Origin of the sequence: Sphingobium sp. DEHP117 (assembly GCF_030867385.1) — a bacterium.
Classification (GTDB): domain Bacteria; phylum Pseudomonadota; class Alphaproteobacteria; order Sphingomonadales; family Sphingomonadaceae; genus Sphingobium.
Window position 1 is genome coordinate 1,103,067 of the sequence record NZ_JAPFBJ010000001.1, and the last position, 24,262, is coordinate 1,127,328.

25 protein-coding genes, 1 tRNA gene and 1 other RNA gene are annotated in these 24,262 nt (G+C 63.0%); 15 read left to right on the forward strand and 12 right to left on the reverse strand.

Annotated elements, in window-relative coordinates; all coding sequences use genetic code 11:
• The first annotated feature begins 120 nt into the window (after window positions 1-120).
• The 3 genes from moaA to OOT33_RS05475 all read left to right on the forward strand — a co-directional run bounded on the left by moaA (window position 121) and on the right by OOT33_RS05475 (window position 2,079).
• Window positions 121-1,143 carry a GTP 3',8-cyclase MoaA gene (moaA, locus tag OOT33_RS05465; protein WP_307748987.1) on the forward strand — a complete coding sequence of 341 codons (1,023 nt, stop codon included), beginning with the start codon at window positions 121-123 and terminating at the stop codon, window positions 1,141-1,143.
• Window positions 1,140-1,904 carry an NAD kinase gene (locus OOT33_RS05470; protein ID WP_307748988.1) on the forward strand — a complete coding sequence of 255 codons (765 nt, stop codon included), beginning with the start codon at window positions 1,140-1,142 and terminating at the stop codon, window positions 1,902-1,904. Before moaA ends, OOT33_RS05470 begins: the two co-directional genes overlap by 4 nt.
• 100 nt (window positions 1,905-2,004) lie before the next feature.
• A tRNA-Asn gene (locus OOT33_RS05475) sits at window positions 2,005-2,079 on the forward strand.
• A 117-nt stretch (window positions 2,080-2,196) separates the two neighbouring features.
• Here the strand turns inward: OOT33_RS05475 and ald are convergent.
• Window positions 2,197-3,312, reverse strand: coding sequence for an alanine dehydrogenase (gene ald, locus OOT33_RS05480; protein WP_307748989.1), 1,116 nt, complete (start codon window positions 3,310-3,312; stop codon window positions 2,197-2,199).
• A gap of 128 nt (window positions 3,313-3,440) precedes the next feature.
• Between ald and OOT33_RS05485 the strand changes: the two genes are divergently transcribed.
• Window positions 3,441-3,917: an Lrp/AsnC ligand binding domain-containing protein gene (locus OOT33_RS05485; protein ID WP_307748990.1), complete on the forward strand. Its 477-nt coding sequence runs from the start codon at window positions 3,441-3,443 to the stop codon at window positions 3,915-3,917.
• Between the two features lie 162 nt (window positions 3,918-4,079).
• Window positions 4,080-6,260, forward strand: a complete 2,181-nt coding sequence (locus OOT33_RS05490) for a tetratricopeptide repeat protein (protein WP_307748991.1) — start codon at window positions 4,080-4,082, stop codon at window positions 6,258-6,260.
• A 162-nt stretch (window positions 6,261-6,422) separates the two neighbouring features.
• On the opposite strand, the gene folP is transcribed toward OOT33_RS05490, so the two are convergent.
• Both folP and OOT33_RS05500 read right to left on the reverse strand, forming a co-directional pair.
• The gene (gene folP / locus OOT33_RS05495) at window positions 6,423-7,538 is read right to left on the reverse strand and encodes a dihydropteroate synthase (RefSeq protein ID WP_307748992.1); all 1,116 of its coding nucleotides are present in this window, start codon (window positions 7,536-7,538) and stop codon (window positions 6,423-6,425) included.
• 85 nt (window positions 7,539-7,623) lie between these two features.
• Entirely contained in the window at window positions 7,624-8,238 is a 615-nt protein-coding gene (locus tag OOT33_RS05500) for a Fe-Mn family superoxide dismutase (RefSeq protein WP_307748993.1), read from the reverse strand.
• A gap of 227 nt (window positions 8,239-8,465) precedes the next feature.
• Between OOT33_RS05500 and OOT33_RS05505 the strand changes: the two genes are divergently transcribed.
• From OOT33_RS05505 to OOT33_RS05515, 3 genes are all read left to right on the forward strand, one after another.
• Complete coding sequence (locus OOT33_RS05505) at window positions 8,466-9,029, forward strand: urate hydroxylase PuuD (RefSeq protein ID WP_307748994.1); 564 nt, start codon at window positions 8,466-8,468, stop codon at window positions 9,027-9,029.
• An 85-nt stretch (window positions 9,030-9,114) separates the two neighbouring features.
• The gene (locus OOT33_RS05510; protein ID WP_307748995.1) at window positions 9,115-9,519 is read left to right on the forward strand and encodes a SufE family protein; all 405 of its coding nucleotides are present in this window, start codon (window positions 9,115-9,117) and stop codon (window positions 9,517-9,519) included.
• A 47-nt stretch (window positions 9,520-9,566) separates the two neighbouring features.
• Window positions 9,567-10,568 carry an MsnO8 family LLM class oxidoreductase gene (locus tag OOT33_RS05515; protein WP_307748996.1) on the forward strand — a complete coding sequence of 334 codons (1,002 nt, stop codon included), beginning with the start codon at window positions 9,567-9,569 and terminating at the stop codon, window positions 10,566-10,568.
• Here the strand turns inward: OOT33_RS05515 and OOT33_RS05520 are convergent.
• Entirely contained in the window at window positions 10,558-11,091 is a 534-nt protein-coding gene (locus OOT33_RS05520) for a DnaJ domain-containing protein (RefSeq protein ID WP_307749314.1), read from the reverse strand. The genes OOT33_RS05515 and OOT33_RS05520 overlap by 11 nt on opposite strands.
• 107 nt (window positions 11,092-11,198) lie before the next feature.
• Here OOT33_RS05520 and rnpB point away from each other — a divergent pair.
• Window positions 11,199-11,623: RNase P RNA component class A (rnpB, locus tag OOT33_RS05525), an RNA gene on the forward strand.
• 130 nt (window positions 11,624-11,753) lie between these two features.
• Window positions 11,754-12,434, forward strand: a complete 681-nt coding sequence (locus tag OOT33_RS05530) for a PEPxxWA-CTERM sorting domain-containing protein (RefSeq protein WP_307748997.1) — start codon at window positions 11,754-11,756, stop codon at window positions 12,432-12,434.
• Between the two features lie 99 nt (window positions 12,435-12,533).
• Here OOT33_RS05530 and OOT33_RS05535 read toward each other — a convergent pair whose 3' ends face one another.
• The 8 genes from OOT33_RS05535 to OOT33_RS05570 all read right to left on the reverse strand — a co-directional run bounded on the left by OOT33_RS05535 (window position 12,534) and on the right by OOT33_RS05570 (window position 19,980).
• Window positions 12,534-13,262 carry an N-acetylmuramoyl-L-alanine amidase gene (locus tag OOT33_RS05535; RefSeq protein WP_307749315.1) on the reverse strand — a complete coding sequence of 243 codons (729 nt, stop codon included), beginning with the start codon at window positions 13,260-13,262 and terminating at the stop codon, window positions 12,534-12,536.
• A gap of 20 nt (window positions 13,263-13,282) precedes the next feature.
• Window positions 13,283-14,122 (reverse strand): CheR family methyltransferase, encoded by an 840-nt coding sequence (locus OOT33_RS05540; protein ID WP_307748998.1) that lies wholly within the window; start codon window positions 14,120-14,122, stop codon window positions 13,283-13,285.
• Window positions 14,122-15,198, reverse strand: coding sequence for a chemotaxis protein CheB (locus OOT33_RS05545; RefSeq protein WP_307748999.1), 1,077 nt, complete (start codon window positions 15,196-15,198; stop codon window positions 14,122-14,124). The genes OOT33_RS05540 and OOT33_RS05545 overlap by 1 nt, the downstream gene beginning before the upstream one ends.
• A 36-nt stretch (window positions 15,199-15,234) precedes the next feature.
• Window positions 15,235-15,597 carry a response regulator gene (locus tag OOT33_RS05550; RefSeq protein ID WP_307749000.1) on the reverse strand — a complete coding sequence of 121 codons (363 nt, stop codon included), beginning with the start codon at window positions 15,595-15,597 and terminating at the stop codon, window positions 15,235-15,237.
• A 119-nt stretch (window positions 15,598-15,716) separates the two neighbouring features.
• Complete coding sequence (locus tag OOT33_RS05555) at window positions 15,717-16,172, reverse strand: chemotaxis protein CheW (protein WP_307749001.1); 456 nt, start codon at window positions 16,170-16,172, stop codon at window positions 15,717-15,719.
• Complete coding sequence (locus tag OOT33_RS05560; RefSeq protein ID WP_307749002.1) at window positions 16,169-18,589, reverse strand: ATP-binding protein; 2,421 nt, start codon at window positions 18,587-18,589, stop codon at window positions 16,169-16,171. The genes OOT33_RS05555 and OOT33_RS05560 overlap by 4 nt, the downstream gene beginning before the upstream one ends.
• A gap of 247 nt (window positions 18,590-18,836) precedes the next feature.
• Window positions 18,837-19,502 (reverse strand): histidine phosphotransferase family protein, encoded by a 666-nt coding sequence (locus OOT33_RS05565; RefSeq protein ID WP_307749003.1) that lies wholly within the window; start codon window positions 19,500-19,502, stop codon window positions 18,837-18,839.
• Between the two features lie 67 nt (window positions 19,503-19,569).
• Window positions 19,570-19,980 carry a Mov34/MPN/PAD-1 family protein gene (locus tag OOT33_RS05570; RefSeq protein ID WP_307749004.1) on the reverse strand — a complete coding sequence of 137 codons (411 nt, stop codon included), beginning with the start codon at window positions 19,978-19,980 and terminating at the stop codon, window positions 19,570-19,572.
• 17 nt (window positions 19,981-19,997) lie between these two features.
• Between OOT33_RS05570 and OOT33_RS05575 the strand changes: the two genes are divergently transcribed.
• The 5 genes from OOT33_RS05575 (at window position 19,998) to OOT33_RS05595 (ending at window position 24,251) form a co-directional block, all read left to right on the forward strand.
• Entirely contained in the window at window positions 19,998-20,957 is a 960-nt protein-coding gene (locus tag OOT33_RS05575) for an RluA family pseudouridine synthase (RefSeq protein WP_307749005.1), read from the forward strand.
• 70 nt (window positions 20,958-21,027) lie between these two features.
• Window positions 21,028-21,930 carry an RNA polymerase sigma factor RpoH gene (gene rpoH / locus OOT33_RS05580; protein WP_307749006.1) on the forward strand — a complete coding sequence of 301 codons (903 nt, stop codon included), beginning with the start codon at window positions 21,028-21,030 and terminating at the stop codon, window positions 21,928-21,930.
• A gap of 221 nt (window positions 21,931-22,151) precedes the next feature.
• Window positions 22,152-22,637: a hypothetical protein gene (locus OOT33_RS05585; RefSeq protein WP_307749007.1), complete on the forward strand. Its 486-nt coding sequence runs from the start codon at window positions 22,152-22,154 to the stop codon at window positions 22,635-22,637.
• A 26-nt stretch (window positions 22,638-22,663) separates the two neighbouring features.
• Window positions 22,664-23,617: a bifunctional diaminohydroxyphosphoribosylaminopyrimidine deaminase/5-amino-6-(5-phosphoribosylamino)uracil reductase RibD gene (ribD, locus tag OOT33_RS05590; RefSeq protein WP_307749316.1), complete on the forward strand. Its 954-nt coding sequence runs from the start codon at window positions 22,664-22,666 to the stop codon at window positions 23,615-23,617.
• A gap of 10 nt (window positions 23,618-23,627) precedes the next feature.
• Window positions 23,628-24,251: a riboflavin synthase gene (locus tag OOT33_RS05595; protein WP_307749008.1), complete on the forward strand. Its 624-nt coding sequence runs from the start codon at window positions 23,628-23,630 to the stop codon at window positions 24,249-24,251.
• Window positions 24,252-24,262: the final 11 nt, after the last annotated feature.

Sequence of the window (24,262 nt, forward strand, 5' to 3'; positions counted from 1 at the left end):
CGCGCGTCAGAGAGTGCGTCCATCAAAACGCCATATACCCATGAGGTTACTCATCGCTTAGCGCGCGGGCAAGTGTGTGCGGCCCTTGCGCAGGCCCCCGGCATGGCCTAGCTATGCGCCATGCGTAGCGCTGCCGCCCCGATCAACCACTCCATGACCGATGGCTTTGGCCGCCGGATCGAATATCTGCGCATTTCCGTGACCGACCGGTGCGATCTGCGCTGCCGCTATTGCATGGCCGAGAAGATGACCTTCCTGCCGCGCAACGAGGTGCTGAGCCTGGAAGAAATCGCGATTATCGCGGACAGGTTCATCGCGCGCGGGGTGCGCAAAATCCGCCTGTCGGGCGGCGAACCGCTGGTGCGTCGCGATTTCATGGAACTAGCGCGGCGGATCGGACGGCATCTGGACGGCGGCGGGCTTGACGAGCTTACGCTCACCACCAACGGCACGCACCTGGCCGAACATGCCGAGGCGCTGTTCGATGCTGGGATGCGTCGGATCAACGTCAGCCTCGATAGCCTCGACCCGGAGCGATTTGCATTTATCACGCGCGGCGGCGACCTCGACAAGGTGCTGGGCGGGATCGCAGCGGCGAAGGCAGCGGGGCTGCGCGTCAAGATCAACATGGTTGCGCTCAAAGGCTTTAACGACGACGCGTTCCTGCCCATGCTGCGCTGGTGCGCTAATCACGGGCACGACCTGACGCTGATCGAGACGATGCCTCTGGGCGATACCGGCGAGGACCGGACGGACCGCTATCTGCCACTTGGCGAGGCGGTGACGCAGATCGAGGCTAGCCATCCGCTCTCCCCCCTGACCTATCGCAGCGGCGGCCCCGCGCGCTATTTCTCGGCCCAAGGCATGGAGCATATCCGCCTCGGCCTCATCACGCCGCTGAGCAACAATTTCTGCGCAGGCTGCAACCGCATGCGCCTCACGTGCGAGGGCAAGATCTTCATGTGCCTCGGCCATGAGGACCATGTCGACCTCAAGACTGCCTATCGCACCGGGGGGGGCGAGGCGGTGGATGACGCGCTCGACCGGGCGCTCATCGCCAAGCCGCTGGCTCATGGCTTCGCCATCGGTCCCGACGGCACCTATGGCCAGACCCGTCGCCACATGAACGTCACCGGCGGATGAGCAGGGCGCTGCTGGTGTCGCCCACCCCTGCCGCCCGCGCGGCGGAGGAGCGGTTGCGCGGATCCTATGAATTCGTGCCGGAAGGCGAAGCCGAGATGATTGTCGCGCTGGGCGGCGATGGCTTCATGCTTCAGGTGCTGCACCAGATGCTCGAAGCGCGCAGCATCAAGCCGGTGTTCGGCATGAACCTCGGGACGGTCGGCTTCCTGATGAATGAATGGCGGCTGGAGCGCCTCGAACAGCGCATTGCCGCCGCCAAGGAGTTCAAGGTCAATCCCCTGCGCATGACGGTGATGACCGTGGACGGCGAGGATATCTCGTTGCCCGCGATCAACGAAGTCTCTTTGCTGCGCGAAACCCGCCAGACCGCGCGGGTGGAGGTCTCGGTCAACGGCAGGGTCGCCCTACCCGAGCTGGTGTGTGACGGCGTGTTGGTGGCAACCCCGGCTGGTTCAACCGCCTATAATCTTTCGGCCCATGGCCCGATCCTCCCGCTAGGCTCCGGCCTCATAGCATTGACGCCGATCAGCCCGTTTCGCCCCCGGCGCTGGCGCGGCGCGATCCTGCCGGAGAGCACGCGGGTGAGCTTCAAGATACTGGAGGCTGAAAAACGTCCGGTCAGTGCGGTGGCCGACCAGCGCGAGGTGCGCGACGTCAGCTCGGTCGAGGTGGCGATAGACCGGGCTACCCCGCTCACCCTGTTGTTCGATCCCGAACATACGCTGGATGACCGGATCGCGGCCGAGCAGTTTATCGCCTGACCGGCCGTTGCCATTATTTGCCCGCGCTGTGGCAGAATGGCCTTGCCTTCCCGCGAAAGGCGCTGCTATAGGCGCGGCCTGCCCAGCGAGAGCGGGCTGCTCCCCGATAGCTCAGCGGTAGAGCATTCGACTGTTAATCGAATGGCCGTAGGTTCGAATCCTACTCGGGGAGCCACAATTTTCCAAATAAAACAGGTTCTTGCTGGGCATTCTTGTGCGTGCCTGCCAAGATGCGGTTCCTGGCGTGGCTGAACGTCGCCCGGCGACAACGGCAACTTAGAGCTTATTCAAATTAGCGCGCATTCAATGCCGTCGCGGCGTCAATATGGTTTAGACCAAGACTTTTGGCGACGGGGGCGCTGGTGAGCTGGCCTCTATGAACGGAGAGGCCTGAAACAAGGCCCGCATTCTTCACAATCCCCCCCACGCCACCATCTGCCAATGCCAGACCGTAAGGCAAGGTTGCATTATTGAGCGCGTGGCTGGACGTGCGCGGCACGCTGCCCGGCATGTTGGCGACGCAATAGTGGATGATGCCATCAACCTCATAGGTCGGCTCAGCATGGGTGGTGGCGTGGCTGGTCTCGAAGCAGCCGCCCTGGTCGATCGCGACATCAACCAGCACCGTGCGCGGTTTCATGAGCGCCAGCATATCGCGCGTAATCAGCTTGGGCGCGCTCGCGCCCGGCACAAGCACCGAGCCGATCACTACATCCGCCTGCCGGATTTCCTCTTCGATACCATCCAGCGTAGAGAAGCGTGTGCGCACCCTTCCTCCGAACAGCTCATCCAGTGCACGCAGGCGCGGGAGGGAACGTTCCACGATCGACACTTCGGCCCCGAGGCCCACAGCCATGCGCGCGGCGTGCGTGCCCACGACGCCGCCGCCCAGCACAACCACGCGCGCCGGTGCCACGCCCGGAACCCCGCCCATCAGCAAGCCGTTACCGCCGTTATAGGCGCGCGAGGCAGTCGCTGCCGCCTCGATCGACAGGCGCCCGGCCACCTCGCTCATCGGCGCGAGCAGGGGCAGGCCGTTGCCCTCGGTGACGGTTTCATAGGCGACGGCCGTGACGCCACTGTCCAGCAGGCCGCGCGTCTGCTCTGGATCGGGCGCGAGGTGAAGATAGGTGAAGAGTATCTGCCCTTCCCGCAACTGCGCCCACTCGCCAGGTTGCGGCTCCTTGACCTTGACGATCATCTCGGCGGCGGCGAACACCTGCGCGGCATCGGCGGCAATGGTCGCGCCTGCCTGGGCATAGGCTGCATCGTCCGCGCCAATGCCCGCGCCCGCCCCGGTCTCGACCAGAACCGTGTGCCCATGCGCGACATATTCGCGCACCGCAGCAGGGGTCAGACCGACGCGAGCCTCCTGCTTTTTGATTTCCTTGGGAACGCCGACCAACATCGCCACTCTCCCGCAATAATGCAGTGTTCATCTATATCACGGATCGGCGACAAAATCTGTTCAACTTTTAATGATATTCCCCCTATTTGCTCGTATATTGATCGCCTTTTCTCAGGGAGACGCACAAAATGATCATAGATGGTTTTGATCGCAAGATCCTCGCGACACTGCTCGAAAACGGCGTGGCGACCCAGGCCGAGCTGGGCGAGGCCGCTAACCTCTCTGGCCCGGCCGCCGGGCGGCGACAGCGCCAGCTGCAGGAAAAGGGCCTGATCAAGGGCTATCACGCAGAGCTGGATTTCGGGCGTTTTGGCTTCGGCGTGCTGGTGATGGTGTTGATCCAGCTGGAGCGACAGAGCCAGGAAACCCTTGCCGCGTTCGAACGGGCGGTAGCGCTGTGCCCCTCAGTCATGTCATGCCATCTGCTATCGGGCGGGGAGGACTATCTGATAACCCTGCGCGCGCGCGACCTGCCCGACTTCGAGCGGATCCACCGGACCGAATTGTCCGAGCTGCCGGGCGTGGTGCGCATGCAGTCATTGTTTACGTTGCGCGAAGTCGTCTCGCGCGCCGCGCCCCCCGCTCTGCTGGCGCCGTTGCCTTGATCAGTGATGTCCGGGCCAGAATCGACGCCCTTACGACCTACTGCTTCTATAAAATCAGCGATTGCGGCAGGGCTGGTAAACAAGAATTAACCGCAAAAATTTACCATGCCCCTGCCTCGCGTCCCTGAAGCGCGGGCGTGAACGTGGCAGAGGGGCAAAACATTGCAGATATTGATCGACCAGGCGCTGGAACTGGCGGGCACCCTTCCTCGCGCCGAGGCGGAAATGGTGTACCGCGAGCTGCTTACAGTGGCTCCGGGAAACCCGGCGATCCTGCAGGCCCTTGCGGCACTGCATGAGCCCGCGCCGCAGGAGTTGGCACCGCCGACCGAGGCTCTGGACGAGATCGTGTCGCTCTACGCTGCCGGACGTTTTCCAGAGGCGCTGGCACAGGCGACCGCCTTGCTCGACTGCTGTTCCCAAAGCGAGGTGCTCCATAACATCGCGGGCGCGCTGCATGCGGCGATGGCCCAATTTCAGGAGGCGATAGCGCATTACGATCAGGCGCTGGCGCTGGCGCCAGACTATTTTGAGGCGCTCAACAACCGGGGTATCGCGCTGATTGCCAGCAGGCGGTTGCCAGATGCCGTCGACAGCTTTGACCGGGCGCTCGGCTTCAACCCTGATTATGCCGAAGCCCATATGAACCGGGGCATAGCCCTCACCAGGCTGGGTCGCTGGGAAGACGCGCTCACCAGCGCAGATGCCGCCCTCCGGCTCAATCCCGGTCTGGCGGAAGCTTATAACAATCGCGGTAACACGCTGATGGGCCTTCATCGGGCAGACGAGGCGCTTGCCGATTTTGATCGGGCCATCGCGCTGCGTCCGAACTTCGCCGATGCCTTCGTCAATCGCGGCAACGCCCTCAAGACGCTGAAGCGGCCTGACGAGGCGGTCGCCAGCTATGATCAGGCACTTGCCTTCGTCCCCGCGCTTGTGGCCGCATGGAGTAACAAGGGCAGTGTCCTCAAGGATATGAAGCGGCTCGATGACGCGCTCGCCAGCCACCAACAGGCCCTCTGTCTCAACCCCGGCTCGGCCCTTGCCATGAGCGAAGTGCGCACGCTCAAGGCGCATATGTGCCTCTGGGACGAGGATAACCGCCCTGCGCTGCTCGGGACGGGCGACGATGCCGTGCCGCCCTTCTACATGCTGCGGCTTGACGATGACCCTGCGCGCCAGCTGCAAGGCGCGCGAGCGTGGAGCGCGGCGCGCTATGGCCCCGACCGCGACCCGGCCTTTCCGCCGCGCGAACGGGGTGGAAGGATCCGCATCGGCTATTTCTCGGCAGATTTTCGAGAGCATGCGGTCATGTATCTGATCGCCCGATTATTCGAATTACACGACCGGGAGCGTTTCGAGATTCACGCCTTCTCCTATGGTGCCGCCGCGCGCGACGACATGCGACAACGGCTGGTGTCGGCGGTCGATGAGTTTCACCAGGTCGATCATCTTGGCGACGAAGCGATATCCAAACTCGCGAGAAGCCTCGATATCGATATCGCAGTCGACCTGATGGGGCATACAGAGAATACGCGGATGGGCATTTTCGCGCATCGCGCAGCGCCGGCGCAGGTAAACTATCTCGGCTATCCCGGCACCAGCGGGGCGGAGTTCATTGATCACATCATTGCCGACCCCATCGTGATCCCGCAGGCGCAACGCCCGCACTATTCAGAGAATGTGCTGTACCTGCCGCATTGCTATCAGCCCAACGACAACCGCCGCGCCATCGCTGACCACATGTTCACCCGCGCCGAGGCTGGCCTGCCGGAAAATGCGTTCGTCTTCGCCTGCTTCAACGCCAGCTACAAGATCACGATGCAGGAGTTCGATATCTGGATGCGGCTGCTCGGGCAGGTACCAGGCAGCGTGCTGTGGCTCTACCGGAGCAACCGCTGGGCCGAGGACAATCTGCGCAACGAAGCGGAAAAGCGCGGCATTGATGCGCGGCGCCTCGTATTTGCCGGCGCCTTGCCGGTGGAACAGCACCTTGCCCGCCAGCATCTGGCCGATCTGTTCCTCGATACCTTTGCGGTGAACGCGCACACGACCGCGAGCGATGCCCTGTGGGGCGGCCTGCCGGTGCTGACCTGCATGGGGCAGAGCTTTGCGGCCCGCGTTGCGGGCAGCCTGCTCTATGCGGTGGATTTGCCCGAACTGGTGACGCAAACGCGCGAAGACTATGAAGCCTTGGCGCTCGATCTCGCCACCAACCCGCAGCGCCTTGCCGACCTGCGCGCGCGGCTTGCGGCCAACCGGCTCTCCGCGCCGCTGTTCGATACCGAGGGACATGTTCGCGCGGTCGAACAGCTCTATGAGCAGATTACGCTGCTGCCCTAGGGGCCGTGGGGATTCAGTTCAGATGGAGCCGGGGCCGCAGGCGACCGCAGGGCAAAAGGGGGATTTTCGAGCATCGGAGCGCAGCGTACTTAAAGGTACGTGAGCACCAAAGCGCAGAAAATTGCGCTTTGCAGGCCTATATGAACTGAATCCCCACAGCCCCTAGCCGACCAGCGCGGCGTCGCGCAGCCCTCGCCACACATGCACCGCCTGCACCGTCTCGCGCACATCGTGCACGCGCAGTATCTGCGCGCCCTGCTCCACCCCGCGCATGCCGAGCGCGAGCGAACCGCCGAGCCGCGCATCCGCCGGGGCTTCGTTTGACAGCGCACCGATCATCCGCTTGCGGCTTGCTCCCAGCAACACAGGCACGCCCAGCCCCTGAAACAGCGCCAGCCTATTCATGATGGCGAGGTTGTCGGCGAGCGACTTGCCGAAGCCTAGTCCCGGATCGACGACAATCTTGTCCTGCGGGATCGCTGCCGCGACACAGGCTGCTATCCGCGCCTCCAGCGCATCATACACATCGAGTACGGCATCCTGATAGCTACCGCCCGCATGCGGATCGTCACCGGCCGAGGGGCTGTGCATCAACACCACCGGGCACCCCGCCCGCGCCACTACCTCCATGCTGCGCGGATCGTGCGCCAGGGCGGATATATCGTTGATCAGGCCCGCGCCCGCCGCCAGCGCCGCCTCCATCACCGCGGCCTTGCGCGTATCGATGCTGACCGGCACTCCACTGGCGGCCAATCGCTCGATCACGGGAACAACGCGGGCGATCTCGTCTCCCTCCCAGACCTTTTCGGCGCGGGGGCGGGTGGATTCGCCGCCGACGTCTATGATCGCCGCCCCCGCAGCCGCCATCGCAAAACCCGCGTCGGCCGCCGCCTGCGCGTCATCCAGATGCTTGCCACCGTCAGAGAAGCTGTCCGGCGTCATGTTCATTATGCCCATAACCTGAGGCACATCGAAGCGGATCATGCGGTCGCGAAGCGCGATCGGCGGGCGAATCGCGGTGATGTTGCGCGCAAGCTGCGCCACCCGCTCCGCAAGTGGCGCGATCAGATGTGCGCACCAATCATCGAACTCGGCCACGGAGACGCGGTGACGCTGGATCGTCCCCTCCGCGCGCGAGGTGACCTCATAGCCCTGAAACCAGATGAGGCCACCGCCCATGCGCGCGGTCTGGCCGTCCAGCCCCACCGGACTTTCAGCAAACCAGATCGGGCGGAGATAGAGCTGCGTGCCAGCGGTGAGGAGCGAAGGATCGATCATGTAGCCGTTATGGAGCGCGGGGCGCGGCAGGGCAAGCGGTCACGCCTTCGCAACTGCATGTGACACCTGCCCTCCCTCGCTCCTTTCAGCCTGGCTGGTCAGCGCGGGCGGCGCCGTCGCCATCCAGATTCTGCCCGACGAAATCCCAGTTAACGGCGTTGCGGAGCAGCGCCTCGGCATAGTCCGGCCGGGCGTTGCGATAGTCGATATAGTAGGCGTGTTCCCACACATCGAGGATGAAAAGCGGCTGCACGCCCTCGTGCGCGACCGGCGTGTCGGCGTCATGATAGGAGGTCACTTCGAGCTTTCCATCCTTGAGGTTGAGCGCCGCCCAACCGGACGCGAAATGCCCCACGGCCTCGGCCTTCAACTTGCCCACCAGTGCGTTGAGAGAGCCGAAGGCTTCGTCGATCATCGTTTCAAGACGACCGCTGGGCTGTGTCGGCTGCGGGCTGAGGCACTGCCAGTAGAAGCTGTGGTTCCAGATCTGCCCCACCTGATTGAACAGCGTTCCCGAGGACGATCGGATGAGTTCCACCAGCGACTTGCCCTGCAACGCCGGATCGGCCGCAATCAGCTCGTTCGCCTTGGTCACATAAGCCAGATGGTGCTTGCCGTGATGATAGTCGAAGGTCTCGGCGGAGAGATAGTCACCGAAGGCGTCTTTGGAATATGGAAGATCGGGAAGCGTGAAAGCCATGGGATTGTCCTGTGTCAGGGTTGGAGGATCTTTGTGAACGCCTCCAACGCTCCGACCGGGAAGAATGTCCGGCTCCGGCGGATTTTATTGCGTCATGGTAAGTTCTGCTAACGCCACGTGCGACGAAACGCATTAACTGTGTGACAATCCGTTCATCTTGGAATAAACCTCGGGCACAGCGGCGCTGGAGGCCGCGGTGAATTCAAAATCATAGCATGGGGGAAGCCATGACCAAGTTTTTCGGAAATCTTCATATGGTGCTGGTTGCCGGCCTGGTGCTGGCGCTTGCGGTAATGTTCGGCGCGCATGCTGATATGGTGACAGCCAACGCGGTGTTTCGCTGGTTGCACCTGTTCTTCGGTATCACATGGATCGGCCTGCTCTATTATTTCAATTTCGTGCAGATTCCGACCATGCCGAAAATTCCGGCTGAGCTGAAGCCGGGTGTCTCCAAGCATATTGCGCCCTCCGCTTTGTTCTTTTTCCGCTGGGGCGCGGCTTTCACGGTGCTGACCGGCCTTATCGTCGCCTATCTTTCGGGCTATCTGGTTGAGGCGCTGAGCCTGCAGGAGCCGTTCAAGCTGATCGGCATCGGCATGTGGCTGGCGCTCATCATGGCATTCAACGTCTGGTTCGTGATCTGGCCGGCGCAGCAGAAGGCGCTGGGTCTCGTCGAGGCGGACGACGCCACCAAGGCGGCGGCGGCGACCCGCGCGATGATGTTCTCGCGCACCAACACATTGCTCTCGCTCGCGATGCTCTATGCCATGGTCAACGCCAACAACGGCTGACGCAAAGCGCGTTTAAACAGGGGAAAATGCGGGGAGAAGGCGGCGAACGCTTCCTTCTCCCCGTTTTGCGTTTATAGCGGCCGGCATGACCGCACTTTCCGAGATATATGAGGAATATGAGTTCCTCGAGCCTGACGACCGCTATCGCCTGCTGATCGAGCTGGGGCGCGCGCTTGAAGCGATGCCCGACGCGCTCAAGACCGACGCGACTCTGGTGCGCGGATGCTCAGCCGCCGTCTGGGTCTATCCTCAACGCATGGAAGACGGGCGGCTGCATTTCCTTGCGGACAGCAACGCCGCAATCACCAAGGGCATCATCGCGCTGGTGCTCAAGACCGTTCAGGACCAAAGCCCGCGCCAAGTGGCGGACGCTGATATTGAGGGCGCTCTGGCGCCGTTCGACCTCAAGAACCAGCTTTCCTCCAACCGCACGCAAGGCATCCCCAACATGATCGCGCTGATCCGTGAGACGGCGGCGCGCTATCTTTGAACGACAGGGGGGATGACGCCACAGAGTACGCACCCCATATGGCGGTGATGACCAAACTCTCCCTCCTCGATCTCGTCCCCGTCACCCAAGGCGGAAGCGTGCGCGAAGCGCTGATCCGCGCCGCCGATCTTGCCCAACATGCCGAGGCATTGGGCTATGAACGCTATTGGACCGCCGAACATCACGGCATGGCTGGCATCGCATCCGCCGCCACGTCCGTCGTGCTCGCCCATGTCGGCGCGGCGACCAAGAGCATTCGCATCGGCGCGGGCGGGATCATGCTGCCCAATCATGCTCCGCTCGCCATTGCCGAGCAGTTCGGCACGCTCGACGCGCTGTTCCCGGGCCGGGTAGACCTCGGCCTCGGCCGCGCGCCCGGATCGGACCAACGCGTCGCGCAGGCGATGCGGCGCAACCTCATGAGCGGAGCCGAGAGCTTTCCGCAGGATGTGATGGAGCTTCAGGCCTATTTTGCCGGGGATGCGCGGCTGGGTTTCGAGGCAACGCCGGGCACTGGCGCGAATGTGCCGATCTGGATACTGGGTTCCAGCCTTTATGGCGCTCAGCTCGCCGCGCATCTGGGCCTGCCCTATGCCTTCGCCTCGCACTTCGCGCCCGATATGCTGGACGACGCGCTGCACATCTATCGGCGGGATTTCAAACCGTCGGCCCAGCTGCAACAACCTTATGCCATGGCCGGCTTCAACATCTTTGCCGCCGAAAGCAAGGAGGAGGCCGAGCTGATCGCTACCTCGATGATGCAGTCAGTGGTCGCGCTGCGGACCGGCAATCCGGGCCTGCTGAAACCGCCGGTCCCGGGCTATCGTGATACGCTGCCGCCGATGGCGCAATCGATGCTGGCGAATTTCTTCGCCGCGTCGAGCATCGGTACGCAGGAGGATGTCGAGCGTGATCTCGCCGCCTTCATTCGCCGCACCCGTGTCGACGAAGTCATCGTCGGCGGGCACATTTATGACCAGAGCGCGCGCAAACGTTCGCTGGAAATCGGCATGGCTGTATTGCAGGCGATAGAGGCGGTTACGGCTTGAAGGTCCGGCGCTCCTCGGCGGTGCGCAGTACGTCATAAGCCGCCTGAATCGCCTGAAACCTGAGCGCGGCGTCCTTGTCGTCGGGCTTCACGTCTGGGTGATTGGCCTTGGCGAGCCGCCGCCAGCTCTTGCGCACTGCCTCGAAGTCGGCGTCGCTCTCCAGCTCCAGTATCTCCAGCGCACGCATCTCGTCGCGACTGCGGGTGCCGTCACCGGGCGCTCCCCAGCCATAGAAGGCGCCGCTGGAAAAGCCGCCTGCGTCACGCCGCTCGTCATGCTCGCGCCGCGCCCGCTCTTCCTCGTCCAGCCCCTGAAAATAGTCCCAGCCCTTGTTATATTCGGCGGCATGGGCTTGGCAGAAATACCAGCGCTCCTTGCTGTTGGGTGATTTGGGCGCGGGGCAATCTCCACGTTCTTCGCAACCATGCCGGTCGCACAGCCGCACCTGCTGCGCCGCGCGATCCGCGCCATAGCCGCCCCAGCGGGGAAAGCCCCAATCGTTCCTGCGTCCTGCTCTCGCCATAAGCCGCACAATGTAGCCGCCCGATGCGACGGAAGGAAGACGCAAGGGTGCCACAGCGCCGTTTTTTCTCGTCGCCTTGCGCCATCGATGCTGCTATTGCGACCGGGCCAGAGGGTCGGGCGGCCGCGGCGGGGGCAACCCCGGCGAGGAAAGTCCGGGCTCCACGAAACAACGGTGCCGGATAACGTCCGGCGAGGGTAACCTCAGGGACAGTGCAACAGAAAGCAGGTCGCGTCAGCCTTCAAGGCTTAAGGCTTCGGCCGCGTGACAGTGAAAGGGTGCGGTAAGAGCGCACCGCGCCCCCGGCAACGGCGGGCGGCACGGTAAACCCCACCGGGAGCAAGACCGAATAGGGACGGCGCGCTTGTCCGCAAGGGCCAAGCAGGGTGTTTCGCCCCAGATCGTCCGGGTTGGTTGCTTGAGGGGCGGAGCAATCCGCCTCCTAGAGGAATGGCCGCCCATCCGCCCGCATGTCCCTTTTGGGAAACGGCGGCGCGGTGGACAGAACCCGGCTTATAGACCCTCTGGCGCTTGTTTTTTCCGCAAGATCAGTGTCCCGTGCTGAGACGATACGTAATCAGGTCCATTTTGGTGCGACTTTCAGCTTGCCAGCGCGAGCGGAATTGCGGATGCGCGAGGGGTATCATTCTTCGGGGGATGGCATGAAGGCGGCGAAATGGGCGAGCGCGGCGATTGCGGGTGCGATGATGATGGCAGCGCCGAGTCATGCTAAGATTCTCGTTTTCAATTACAGCGCGAGAGTGGATCAGTCTGGGCAGGGTGCACCAGTGGGAACGCTGATCGCTGGCAGTTTTTCCTATGACAATAACTTGCAACCCCACGCTTCGTATCCAGGCACTTATGGCGACGTTGGGGCATATCAGAGCCCAACAATTCGATTGAGCGCCAACATCAGCGGGAGCAAAATATCCGGCGGCGGAACTGCAACGGTTTTCGATTCTCACACCCCCTATTCAGTGAATACTCCTGCTGACGAAGACAGCCTCTTTATCGGTGATTTTACTGGACCTTTAATCGGCATTTCAATTTATGGCCCGAACGAAAACTGGCTAAACAACACAAATTTACCCTCCGCCTTTCCCTTCACCCTGACACAAGGCCACTTTCCGGACCCACGCGACGGAGACGGCCTCATGGTTCCTGCGGGCGAGTTGTTTTATAATGATCTAAAAGGGTATGGCTTCAACGCGGTGGTCCTCTCCGTGACAAGTGCCGCCGTTCCCGAACCCGCAACATGGTCCCTCCTCATCATCGGTTTCGGCGGTATCGGCGCTGCGATGCGGCGCCGGATGAAGCACGCTGGGGCGCTGGCCGGAGCCTGAAAAACTCATCGTCATCCCCGCGAAAGCGGGGATCCAGATTTTGCGAGCGTCGGCTCAGACTAGATTCCCGCGTTCGCGGGAATGACGATAATCGCCTGCTCAATCCCCCGTCGGCTTGGGCAGCAATAGTGCCAGCAAGATCGCCCTGCACTCGCCGCATATCACCCCGTCGATCAGCTCCGGCCGGAACCTTCGCTGGAACGCCCTCACCGCCTCCTCGGGCTCCTTGATGTCATAGCCGAACCGCTCCAGCGCCAGCATGAAGGCGCTGTCTGACCAGAGCGGGTCCATCAGATGCTTGGTCGGGCGCGGCAGGGCGAGGCGCAGGCGCGCGAGGCGGCCCCAGGGAAACAGCTCGCCGGGGTCCTGCTTGCGCCCGGGCGCAACGTCCGAATGGCCGACGATGTTGCCACGTGTGATGCCGTGGCGCGTCACGATATCGTGCATCAGCGGGATCAGCGCCTCGATCTGCGCCTCGGGAAAGTCCCGATAGCCCCATTCATGGCCGGGGTTGACGATCTCTATGCCGATGCTGGCGGAGTTCACATCCGATATGCCGCGCCACCAGCTCCTGCCCGCATGCCAGGCGCGCTTGTCTTCCGCCACCATGCGGATGACCTCGCCATCCTCCGTCACGACATAATGCGCGGAGACCTTCGACTCCGGGTTGGCGAGCCAGTCGATCGCGCTCTGCGCATCGGGCATGCCGGTATAATGCAGCACCAGCATCGACACCGGCAGCTTGCGCTCATCATGATTGGGGGACGGCCGTTCTTTCACCCTGTACTCTGCCCTCAAAGCCCTGTTGCGCTGCTCAGCGCGGACCATGGCGGACTGAGCGACGGCGATCAAGCGGGATCGACTCTCCGATACGCACCGCGATGGTCTGGGCAGGCGGCAAAGTCGGTCGTCAGATCGATAGTGGTCTCGCCCGCGCCCAAGAGCAGCCAGCCGCCCGGCGCGCTATGGCGGGCCAGCACCGAGAACAGGTCGCGTTTGCGCTCTGGCGTGAAATATAGCAGCACGTTGCGGCAGAGGATGAGGTCATAGTAGCCCGAGGGCACCTTGGGATCGATGAGGTTGTCGCGGCGAAAATCGACCTTGCCGCGAAGCGCCGGGCCGATGCGCCAGTCGTCGCCCTCAGGCTCCATCCAGCGCAGCATTTCCGACACGGGCAGACCGCGCTGCGCCTCTATCTGAGGCACGATGCCCGATTGCGCGCGCGCGATGGCGCTGTGGGAAATGTCGGTCGCGAGGATTTCCAGCCGCCAGTCCGGCCAGCGGGCGCGGCCATTCTCGAACAGCATGGCGAGCGACCACGCCTCCTGCCCGGTGGAACAGCCCGCGCACCATATGCGCAACGTCGGTTCGCGGCCCTGCGCCTGTGTGCGCGCGATTGCCTCGGGGATCAGCGCGTTGCCGATCATCGCGAAGATATGCGCATCGCGGAAGAAGCTGGTTTCATTGTTGAGCAGCGCATCGACCACATGCGTTGCAAGGCCGCCGCTTGCGTCCGCCTGAACGGCTTCCCCAAGCGCCTCAAGCGAGTGGATCGCGCGCGCGCGCATAACGGGGCCGAGCGCAGTCTCAAGGCGCCATAGTCGGCTTTCGGAGAGAACCTGCCCCGTCTTCTGCTCCAGCAGTTCGGTGAGCATACGCATCGCGGAGGTGGCCACGATCTCCCTCATCAGCCCAGTCCGAAATGCGCACGCAGGTAGTGCGGCATCTCATGCGGGGCGAGGCAGGCGGACACCAGCCCGGCGCGTGCGGCAGAACCGGGCATGCCCCAGACGGTGCTGCTGGTCTCGTCCTGCACTATCACTGCGCCACCCGCCTTGACGACGGCCGATGCGCCCGCCGTTCCATCCCTCCCGATGCCGGTGAGGATGATGCCGAGCGAACCCGCGCCATAGCTTTGCGCCATCCCCGCAAACATCGGGTTGACCGAAGGCCGCGCTGAGGAGAGCATGTCCCGCTCCGCGATCAGGCGCGCGCGCACCTTTGCGCCATCGCGTATACAGGAAAGGCTCGCCTCACCCGGCGCGATATAGACATGGTCATCGCGCAGCACTTCGCCATCCCGCGCGATGCTGACCGGCATGTCCGTCATACGCGCGACTTGCTTGGCGTAATGCGATATGAAGGCTGCCGGAAGATGTTGCGTAATGAGCACGGGCGATCCCGGACGAGCAGATACCGCCGACAAAAGCTCCGCCAGCGCATGGATACCACCCGTGGAGGCACCGATGCCGATGCAGTGCACAGCGAACCCTTCGGGAAAGGGACGCAATATCAGCCGGTCAGCCTCTGCGCTGTTCTGGCAGCGTGCGCTGGCGAGGCGACGAATGCGGGACAGAAGCTGTTCCGCGAATTCCGGGCCGGAGTCCATCGCGGACGGCTTGGCCAGCGCATCGCTCGCGCCGATAGAAAGCGCGGCGACTGCGGTCTTGCTGCCGCGTTGGCAATGGGAAGACAGCATGATGACATGCGCATCATGTGCAGCATCGAGCAGGGCAGGTAGCGCATCCAGCCCCTTGCGGCCGGGCATTTCATGGTCGAGCAGGATGATGTCGACCCGCTGCTCGGCCAGAAAGGCAAAGGCCTCGTCCGGACTGCTGACGCGGCTGACGAGATTTACGTCCGCGGCATCGTCGATAATGCGACCGATCACCGAGCGAGAGACGGCGGAATCGTCCACCATCAACACCCGCACGGGCACCCGATGAAGGGTGCGGGGCGATGCGGCCGGCAGAATGGCGTTCATCGCCCGATCCTGAATGAGAAGAGAGTTCGGGTCGGCTTAGAGCACGCCGACGATTTGGAGCTTGCTCTCCAGCGTATCGCGATCGAAGGGTTTCATCACATATTCGTCGGCCCCGGCATCGAGCGCCGCCTTGATGTGGCCCAAGCCGTTTTCGGTGGTGCAGAAGATCACCTTCGGTCGGCTGGAGCGCGTGGCGTTGAGCTGTTGCAGAAATTCCATTCCGCTCATCACCGGCATGTTCCAGTCGAGCAATACGACGTCGGGATCGCTGCTCTGACACTGGCTCAGCGCCTCACGCCCGTCGCACGCCTCGCTGACTGTGATGTCGAGCGATTCGAGAATATGACGGGCAACCTTGCGAATGACCTTCGAGTCATCCACCACCAAGCAGTTCTTCATAGCGGCTTTTCCTGAAAAGTTGGCCTTGTTTCATCATTATAGGCAGCAATGTTGAGCGAAAGGTAAACGGCTCGATCCGCAAAGGCGCCTTTGCGGTGGATGGAGCACGAAAGGCTGGCTCAAGCCGCCTGCGCATTAAGGCAGGAATCAAGGAAGCTTGAGAGCGATACAACGAAATAGGGTCGCCCCTCGCTTTCGATCACGCCTTGGGCATAGGGCTGCCAAGCTGGGTCGATGCGCCCACAAATGGGCAGCGGCGTGCTGTCCACCGTCTGGATATCGTCCACACGGTCTACCACGATACCATAGCCGTGGCCGCCAATCTCGCAGACGATGGCGTGGCTGCCCCCGTCGCGCACCAGTGCGCCACCGGGTTTGTCCTGCTGCGCATTCACCAGCGCCGCGGCGTCGATTATGGTCAGCACCCGGCTGCGCAGCGCCGCAAGTCCGGCAACATGGCTTGGAACACCGGGAACGACAGACAGCTCGTTGAGCCGCACCACCGCGTCGACCTCGTTCGTGCTGATCGCAACGGCTGTGCCGCCAATATGCGCGAAGAGATAAAGACGGTTCATGCCGCTACTGTCCCGTTGCCCAGCGCCGCAATCGCGCCGATGAGCGCGTCCTGATCATAGCGATAAATGCTGTCATCCTCCGGTCCGCCCGGCTGGCTTGCCCGGCGCAAACGCACAATGGGCGCATCGGCCGGCGTCTCCGGCGGATCGCCATCGTCCGCCGTCAGCAACAGTACATCGCCCCGCTCGGCATGCGCCTCCTCACCGCCCCAGATCACCTCGAAACCAGCCTGCCTCAGCAGCGGCGCCAGAATCTCCCGGTTCCAGGGGTCATTGGCATCGCCAATGACGCAACGCGTCGGCCGGACACCGCAATCAGGCCGCACCTCTGCCTCCCCTGCCAGCGCCAGCAGAGCCATGCTATCCACCACCTCGACCTGACGGCCATTGAGGAGAACAAGCCCGGCGACCAGACCATGGCGGGCGGACATATCCAGCTCGGCCGATACGTCCTCAATGTCCAGCACCATGCGAATGGGATAGCACAGCTCGTGCAGGTCATCGCGGATTCGCAGGCATGTCACTTCACGCGTGCCAGGCTGGCAATCGCTCTCGCCCACCGCCTGCGAACTGTTTACGATACGCCCGCCAAGCGTGACATAGGGCCGGCCTGCCGACACGCCGAACTGGCTGAGGGGGATATCTTCCACCCGCTCCACCAACGACAGACGCACAACGCGTTCCTCGCCCGAGAGCTCGATGTAACGCAGGCCCGCATAGCTACCGTCAGCGACGGCATCCTCGCGCCCCTGAGATCCGAAAGCATCTGCCGTTTCGACGATCAGCGGCAGCTGCGCCACCTGCGCAATGCCGCCCGCGTCCAACAAGAGCATCGGCTGGCCGTTATCGGGAAGCGTCATTCCGGCATAGATACCCGCCGCCATCACCATCGGCGCGGCCGGGCGGATCACCAGTTCCTCGTGGTTTTCAACACTGGCGACGCTCAGGATATACGGGTTGCCCCCCGTAGAGCGCACCAGCATCAGCGAACGCGGCCCTTGGCGCTCCAGCATCGGCATGCCGATTACGTCTTCAAGTTCGATCATGGAATAACGGCTGCTGCGGATCGTCGCCGTGAGGCCGCCACCCAGCCGCGATACGGACACTGTCGGGTTGTTGTCATGCAGGATCTCGATAACCGCCGAGCGCGGTATCGCGAAGTTGATTCCGCCTGCGTTCAGGATCAGCCCGGGGATAATGGTGAGCGTCAGCGGCACGCGCATCGTGATCGTCAGCCCACGCCCCGGCTCGCTTGTCAGCGCGATGACGCCGCCGATCCGCTCGATATTCGCGCGCACAATGTCCATTCCCACACCGCGACCGGAGATTGCGGTCACTTGGCTTGCTGTGGAAAGGCCGGGCGTGAAGATGAGGTCGACCTTTGCCTGTTCGCTGAGCTGTGCCACCTCCTGCTGGCTGATGATCCCTGCGGCGATCACCTTGTTTACCACCGCCTCGGTGTTGATCCCGCGCCCGTCGTCCGCCACCTCGATGACGATCTGGCTGCCGGATTGGTGCGCTGAGACGCGCAGATGCCCCGCCTCGCTCTTGCCCGCCGCACGGCGCTCTGCGGGCATCTCGATGCCATGGTCGATGCTGTTGCGGACGATATGGGTAAGCGGATCGAGCACCGCCTCGACCATCTCGCGGTCCATCTCCACATCGCCGCCTTCGAGCACCAGTTCGATCTTCTTGCCCAGCTCACGTGAAAGGTCGCGCACCATGCGGGGGATCGCCATGAACAGGCGGTCCACACGCTGCATCCTCGTTTTGGATATGGTGTCGCGCATGTCGGCGATGCAGCTGGAAAGGCGCTCGAACGCCGCCTCCAGCTCAGGCTCAGGCTCGGTTACGCGCAGCTTTCGGGACAGCTCGTTACGCGCCAGCACCATGTCCGACACGCCGTTCATCAGCTGGTCGATCAGCATTAGCGGAAGACGGATAGTCCGCGCGGCGCCAGGCAGACGCGCCTGTGCATCCTCGCGTTCGACAGCGGTGCCGCCCTCCCCTTCTCCACCGCTTGCGCCATCCTCGCCGCGCGACTGGGCAACGCACTCGCGCAGGGCGGCGATGATGACTTCGTCGTCTTTGCGGTCAAGCGTATCGCCGGATTCGATCGCGGCGCACAGCTCGGCGATGCGATCCATGATCGCGAGGACGGCGGAAATGATCGCGGCATCGGGCACGCTCTCGCCCGCGCGCACCTTGGACAGCACATCCTCCGCCGCGTGGCTCAACTTTTCGAAGCGCGGCAGGTTGAGGAAGCCCGAGCTGCCCTTGACGGTATGAAAAAAGCGAAACAGTTCATCGAGCCGCTCTCGGTCAGACGGATCCGCCTCCAGCGCCACCACAATGTTGGCGAGCGCCTCCAACCCTTCCTGGGTTTCCGCCACGAAATCGGAAAGCAGTTCTTCCATGTACCCGCCTGCGACAGCTGTTCACAGGCATGATTGGGCGACCATGGTTAATTCCGCGTTAAAAGCGGGATGAATCGCAGCCTAGGGGCTGTGGGGATTCAGTTCAGATGGAGCCGGGGCCGCAGGCGACCGCAGGGCAAAAGGGGGATTTTCGAGCATCGGAGCGCAGCGTACTTAAAGGTACGTGAGCACCGAAGCGCAGAAAATAGCACTTTGCAGGCCTATATGGACTGAATCCCCACAGCTCCTAGCCGGGAAGGACCGCGCCGAAGACCAGAGCGGGTTCACCCGGCGCGGACAACATCATGCTGCCACCGGCCCGCTCGACGATCCTGCGGGTCATCCACGCGGCAGCGGAGCGTGATGTAACAGCGTCGTCGCGCAGCTGCCCCGAAAGGGCGGCGCGCAGTTCCTCATCGAGAACGATCTTCTGCCCCTGACCGCGCACGGCAAGCTCAATACTGCCTGCCTGCACCTCTACGCCGATGTCGAGCTGCCCGCCGCGCACCAGCGCATCGCCTGCAATCAACGCCAGGTTCAGGAGCACCTTTACCGCCCGTTTGTTGATTGCCTCTGCGGGCACCAGCCAGCCGACCTTGACCCTGCCCGAAGAGGCAAACATGCCCTCGATCGCCTGCCGCGCTTCCTCAGGCGGCACCGCATCGCCATAGCCACCGGCAGAACCGAAGGCGAGACGGAAGAATTTGAGCTTCGCAGCTGAAGTTCGCGCGCTTTCGGCCAACAGATCGAGGCAGCGGGCGCGCATCTCCGGATCGGTTTCGTCCGCCATCAGCTCCAGCCCGTTGTTGAACGCGCCAACCGGGCTCAGCAGATCATGACACAGGCGCGAACACAGCAAAGCCGCGAAGTCCAGCGCAGGATCGACCTGCTGCCCAGTTGACTGACTGCTCATCCTGTCCCCCAAAATACTATTCCGCCTGTCTTTGCCGTCATGCCGCCAGCGAAGCAAGCGATAAGGGCTATGGTTCGCACACTTCAAGCGCGCAGAGCGTGAAACGGCCGTGCAACCCGCCCGTTCCCTCGCGCCACAGCGCATGGCCGCCATCCGGTGCGCAAATAAGCCAGAGCGCCCTATCCGCAGGCGCTTCTGCGGCATCGCATGATGATGGCTCCACATCGCCGCCCGGATGGGAATGATAATGGCCGATTACAGATGGCCCGCCCGCCCTCGCGGCCCTGTGCGCTGCTATCAGGGCCGTGGGGTCCAGCTCGAAGCGCCGCGCGGCATCCTGCGCGACATTGGCGGCAGGCTGCGTTTCCTCTATCCGCGCCTCGCCGCCCAGCAACAGGCCGCACACCTCCTGCCCCGGATGCGCGGCGGCATGCGCCAAAACCCGCTCCAGCGCCGCTCTTGATATATGCACCGTCATCCCCACATCGCTAGCCTATGGGGGAAGCGAGTTCCAGTCTAACGGCTATCGTCGACGAGGCATTGTCAGGCGTGCGGCTCGACAAGGCACTGGCCGGCCTCGTCCCTGCATTGTCGCGCGAGCGCCTGAAATCGCTGATCCTTGAAGGCCATGTTGCCGGTAGTCGCGGGCAGGCCGTGCGCGATCCGGCCGTGAAAGTTGCGGCGGGCGAGAGCTTCACCGTCACCCTCCCCGCTCCCGAGCCGTCCGAAGCCATAGCGCAGGATATACCGCTCAATATCGTCTATGAAGACGCGCATCTCATCGTGGTGGACAAGCCCGCGGGCCTCGTCGTGCATCCCGCAGCGGGCAATCTTGACGGCACGCTTGTAAACGCGCTGCTGCACCATTGCGCCGGGCAACTTTCAGGTATTGGCGGCGTGGCGCGCCCGGGGATCGTCCACCGCATCGACAAGGATACCTCGGGCCTGCTGGTCGTCGCCAAGACGGACGCCGCCCATGAGGGGCTGGCGCGCCAGTTCAAGGACCACAGCATCTCCCGGCGATATCATGCGCTCGCCAGCGGGCATCCCAGGCCGTTGAGCGGTACGGTCGAGACATGGATCGGCCGCTCTGACCATGATCGCAAGAAAATGGCGGTGCAGCGCGAGGGGCGCGGCAAGCATGCCGTCACCCATTATCGCACGCTGGAAACGCTTCGCAATGCGGCGCTGGTGGAATGTGTGCTGGAGACAGGCCGCACCCATCAGGTGCGCGTGCATATGGCGCATATCGGCCATCCGCTGATCGGCGATCCGGTCTACGGCAAGGCGGGACGCATGAAGCTGGCGCAGGGCGCGGCAAAGAATAACTTCCGGCGCCAGGCGTTGCACGCGGCCGCGCTGGGGTTTATCCATCCTATAACACAAGAGCGGCTCACGTTCGAAAGCGCACTGCCATCGGATATGCAGGAACTGTTAAGCCAGCTTCGCGTATAAACGGGAGCTGGAGTGAAGACTACGCCGCCGCCCACATGGGGACGGCAGAAAGGGACCAGGGTTAGACGACATGGCCAAAGGCAACACTTCCAGCGCAATCGTGCCGGTTCTCGGCTCGGATGCCAGTCTCAATCGCTATCTGGCGGAGATCCGGAAATTCCCGATCCTGACGCCCGAGCAGGAATATATGCTCGCCAAACGCTATCAGGAACATCAGGATCCTGAAGCAGCCGCCCAGCTCGTCACCAGCCACCTGCGCCTCGTCGCCAAGATCGCGATGGGCTATCGCGGCTATGGCCTGCCAGTTTCCGAATTGATTTCCGAAGGCAATATTGGCCTGATGCAGGGCGTGAAGAAGTTCGAGCCCGATCGCGGCTTCCGCCTCGCCACATATGCGATGTGGTGGATCAGGGCGTCCATCCAGGAATTCATTCTGCGCAGCTGGTCGCTCGTTAAAATGGGCACCACCGCCGCGCAGAAAAAGCTGTTCTTCAACCTGCGCCGGATGAAGAACAATATCGAGGCGTTCGAGGACGGTGATCTCCATCCCGACGATGTCACCAAGATCGCGACCGACCTCGGCGTATCGGAAGACGATGTCGTCAGCATGAACCGGCGGATGGCGATGGGCGGGGATACGTCCCTGAACGTGCCGATGCGCGAGGACGGCGAAGGCCAGTGGCAGGATTGGCTGGCGGATGACGGCCCCCTTCAGGATGAGCGCGTCGCCGAGGCTGAAGAGCAGGATGTACGCCACAGCCTGTTGCTGGAGGCGATGGACAGCCTCAATGATCGCGAACAGCATATCCTCACCGAGCGCCGCCTTGCCGAAGAGCCGAAGACGCTGGAGGAGCTGAGCCAGGTTTATGGCGTCAGCCGCGAGCGCGTAAGGCAGATCGAGGTGCGCGCTTTCGAGAAGCTGCAAAAGGCGATGATGCGAATCGCGGGAGAACGCCATTTGCTGCCAGCCTAAGTTGCGCTTACCTTCAGCACCGCTGGAATTTTGAATAGATTATTGATATAAAAAGAAAAACCCGGCATCCTGTTACAGATGCCGGGTAAGGTGTCCAGGAAGCCGTAGCTTTCCCTTCAGGTCGCGGAAGTAAAGCTAAGCTTCCGAAGTTGAAAATTCTGTGACTTCCGTCAAAAAATCGCATTTTTGCATCGCTGCGCCGGTGCGTTTATAAGGCATACATGGCTATCTTCCCACGCCCCGTCTCTCCCAGAAGCGCCGCTGGCGACCTGTGGGGCTACCTGCTGGAAAAACGGTCGCACCGCTGGCCGTTGCTGGGCCTGTCTGCCGCGCTGACCTGGGTGATCATTTGGATGTTCGTGCTTGATGCGAACACCAACACCATGCCCAAGCAAAACCAGATCACCTATTTCCAGAACTGGACCGCCGATCGCTCGGATGTCGCCGTGATCCTGCAACAGAAAAAGGATCTGGCGGCGCGGGTGAAGGCGCTGCATGCCAAGCAGAAGGAAATGCAGAAGATCGCCGACATGTTCGGCATCGAATGGCGCGAGGAGGCGAAGCGCAATGCGGCGCGGGAAGCCGAGGCAGTGCGTTATCTCAACGCCCAGCTCGACAAGAAGCTGGCTGAGGCTCAGGCAAAGCTGGACGCGGGCCAGCCCTTGGCCTCCCCCGCCCCGCTTGCTCCCGTCGGCACGCCCGAATGAAGGCAAGCGCCGCTGACACGCGTTTGATGCGGGCGGCGATCGCGCTGTCGCTGCGCGGACAGGGCCGCACAACTCCCAACCCCAATGTCGGTTGCATCATCGTGAAGGATGGCGTCATCATCGGGCGCGGGTGGACACAGCCGGGCGGGCGCCCTCACGCCGAGGCACAGGCGCTTGCCCAGGCCGACGGCCTGACGACGGGTGCCACCGCCTATGTCTCGCTCGAACCTTGTTTTCACCTCAGCCCCCGTGGTCCTCGCTGCGTCGACCTGATCCACCGCGCCGGGCTGGCGCGTGTGGTCATCGCCGCGACCGATCCTGATCCGCGCACCAACGGCCAGAGCATTGCTTGGCTGCGGGCGCAAGGAATTGCCGTCGAGACAGGCCTGCTTGCGGAAGAAGCGCAGGCGGCGATGGATGGTTTCGTCACCCGCCAGACCCTCGGCCGCCCGGCGGTGACGCTCAAGCTCGGTCTCTCGCTCGATGGCTGCATCGCTGCAGCGGACGGCACAAGCCAATGGATAACCTCGGCGCCCGCCCGCCATCATGCGCACATGATCCGCGCCCGGCATGACGCGATTCTCGTCGGGCGGGGCACATGGTGGGCGGACAAGCCCCGGCTAGACGTGCGCCTGCCCGGCCTTGAGGACCGCGCGCCCCGGCGCATCCTGCTCGGCCATGGCACCGCGCCGGACGGCTGGACGATCATAGATGATCCTGCGCGCATCGCGGACATGGAAGGCGTCTCACGCGTGCTTGTCGAAGGTGGCGCGCAGACAGCCGCCTCATTCCTCGCAGCTGATCTCGTGGATACGGTTTTGCTCTATCGCGCACCGATCATCCTGGGAGGCGGCAAACCCGGCATTGCCGACATCGGCCTGCCCTCCCTCGCAGCCGCACATGGCCGCTGGCGCTTGGTCGACCGGCGGATGTTGGGTGTCGACGCGATGGAGGTTTACGCGCGCGTTCGGGCAAGCTAGAGCCTCAGCCATGTTCACCGGCATCATCACCGACATCGGCACCATCCTCTCCGCAGACCCGCGCGGCGACCTGCGGCTTACCATCGGCTGCGGATACGATATGGACGGCGTGGCGCTGGGTGCGTCGATCGCCTGTTCAGGCGTGTGCCTCACGGTGGTGGACAAGGGGACCGGCGCCGATGGCCAGGGCTGGTTCGCGGTCGACGCTTCGGCAGAGACGGTGCGCCGTACAGCACCTGGTATGTGGGAGGCTGGCCGCCGCCTCAACCTTGAACGCGCGCTCAAGCTGGGTGACGAACTGGGCGGACATATCGTCACCGGGCATGTCGATGGCATCGCAACCGTGATCGGTGTGTGCGAGGAGGGCGAGTCCCGCCGTGTCGGCTTCACAGTGACGCCCGAAATCGCGCCGTTCATCGCGCCCAAGGGTTCGGTAACTGTCGATGGCGTATCGCTGACCGTAAACGAAGTCGCGGACCACAAGCGTGACACGCATTTCAGCGTCAATCTGATCCCCCACACATGGTCGGTTACGACGCTGGACGAGCTGGCAGAGGGACGCGCCGTGAACATCGAGATCGATGTGCTCGCGCGCTATCTTGCCCGGATGAAAGAGCGGATCACCGTCGTCTGATGTGATTGGAC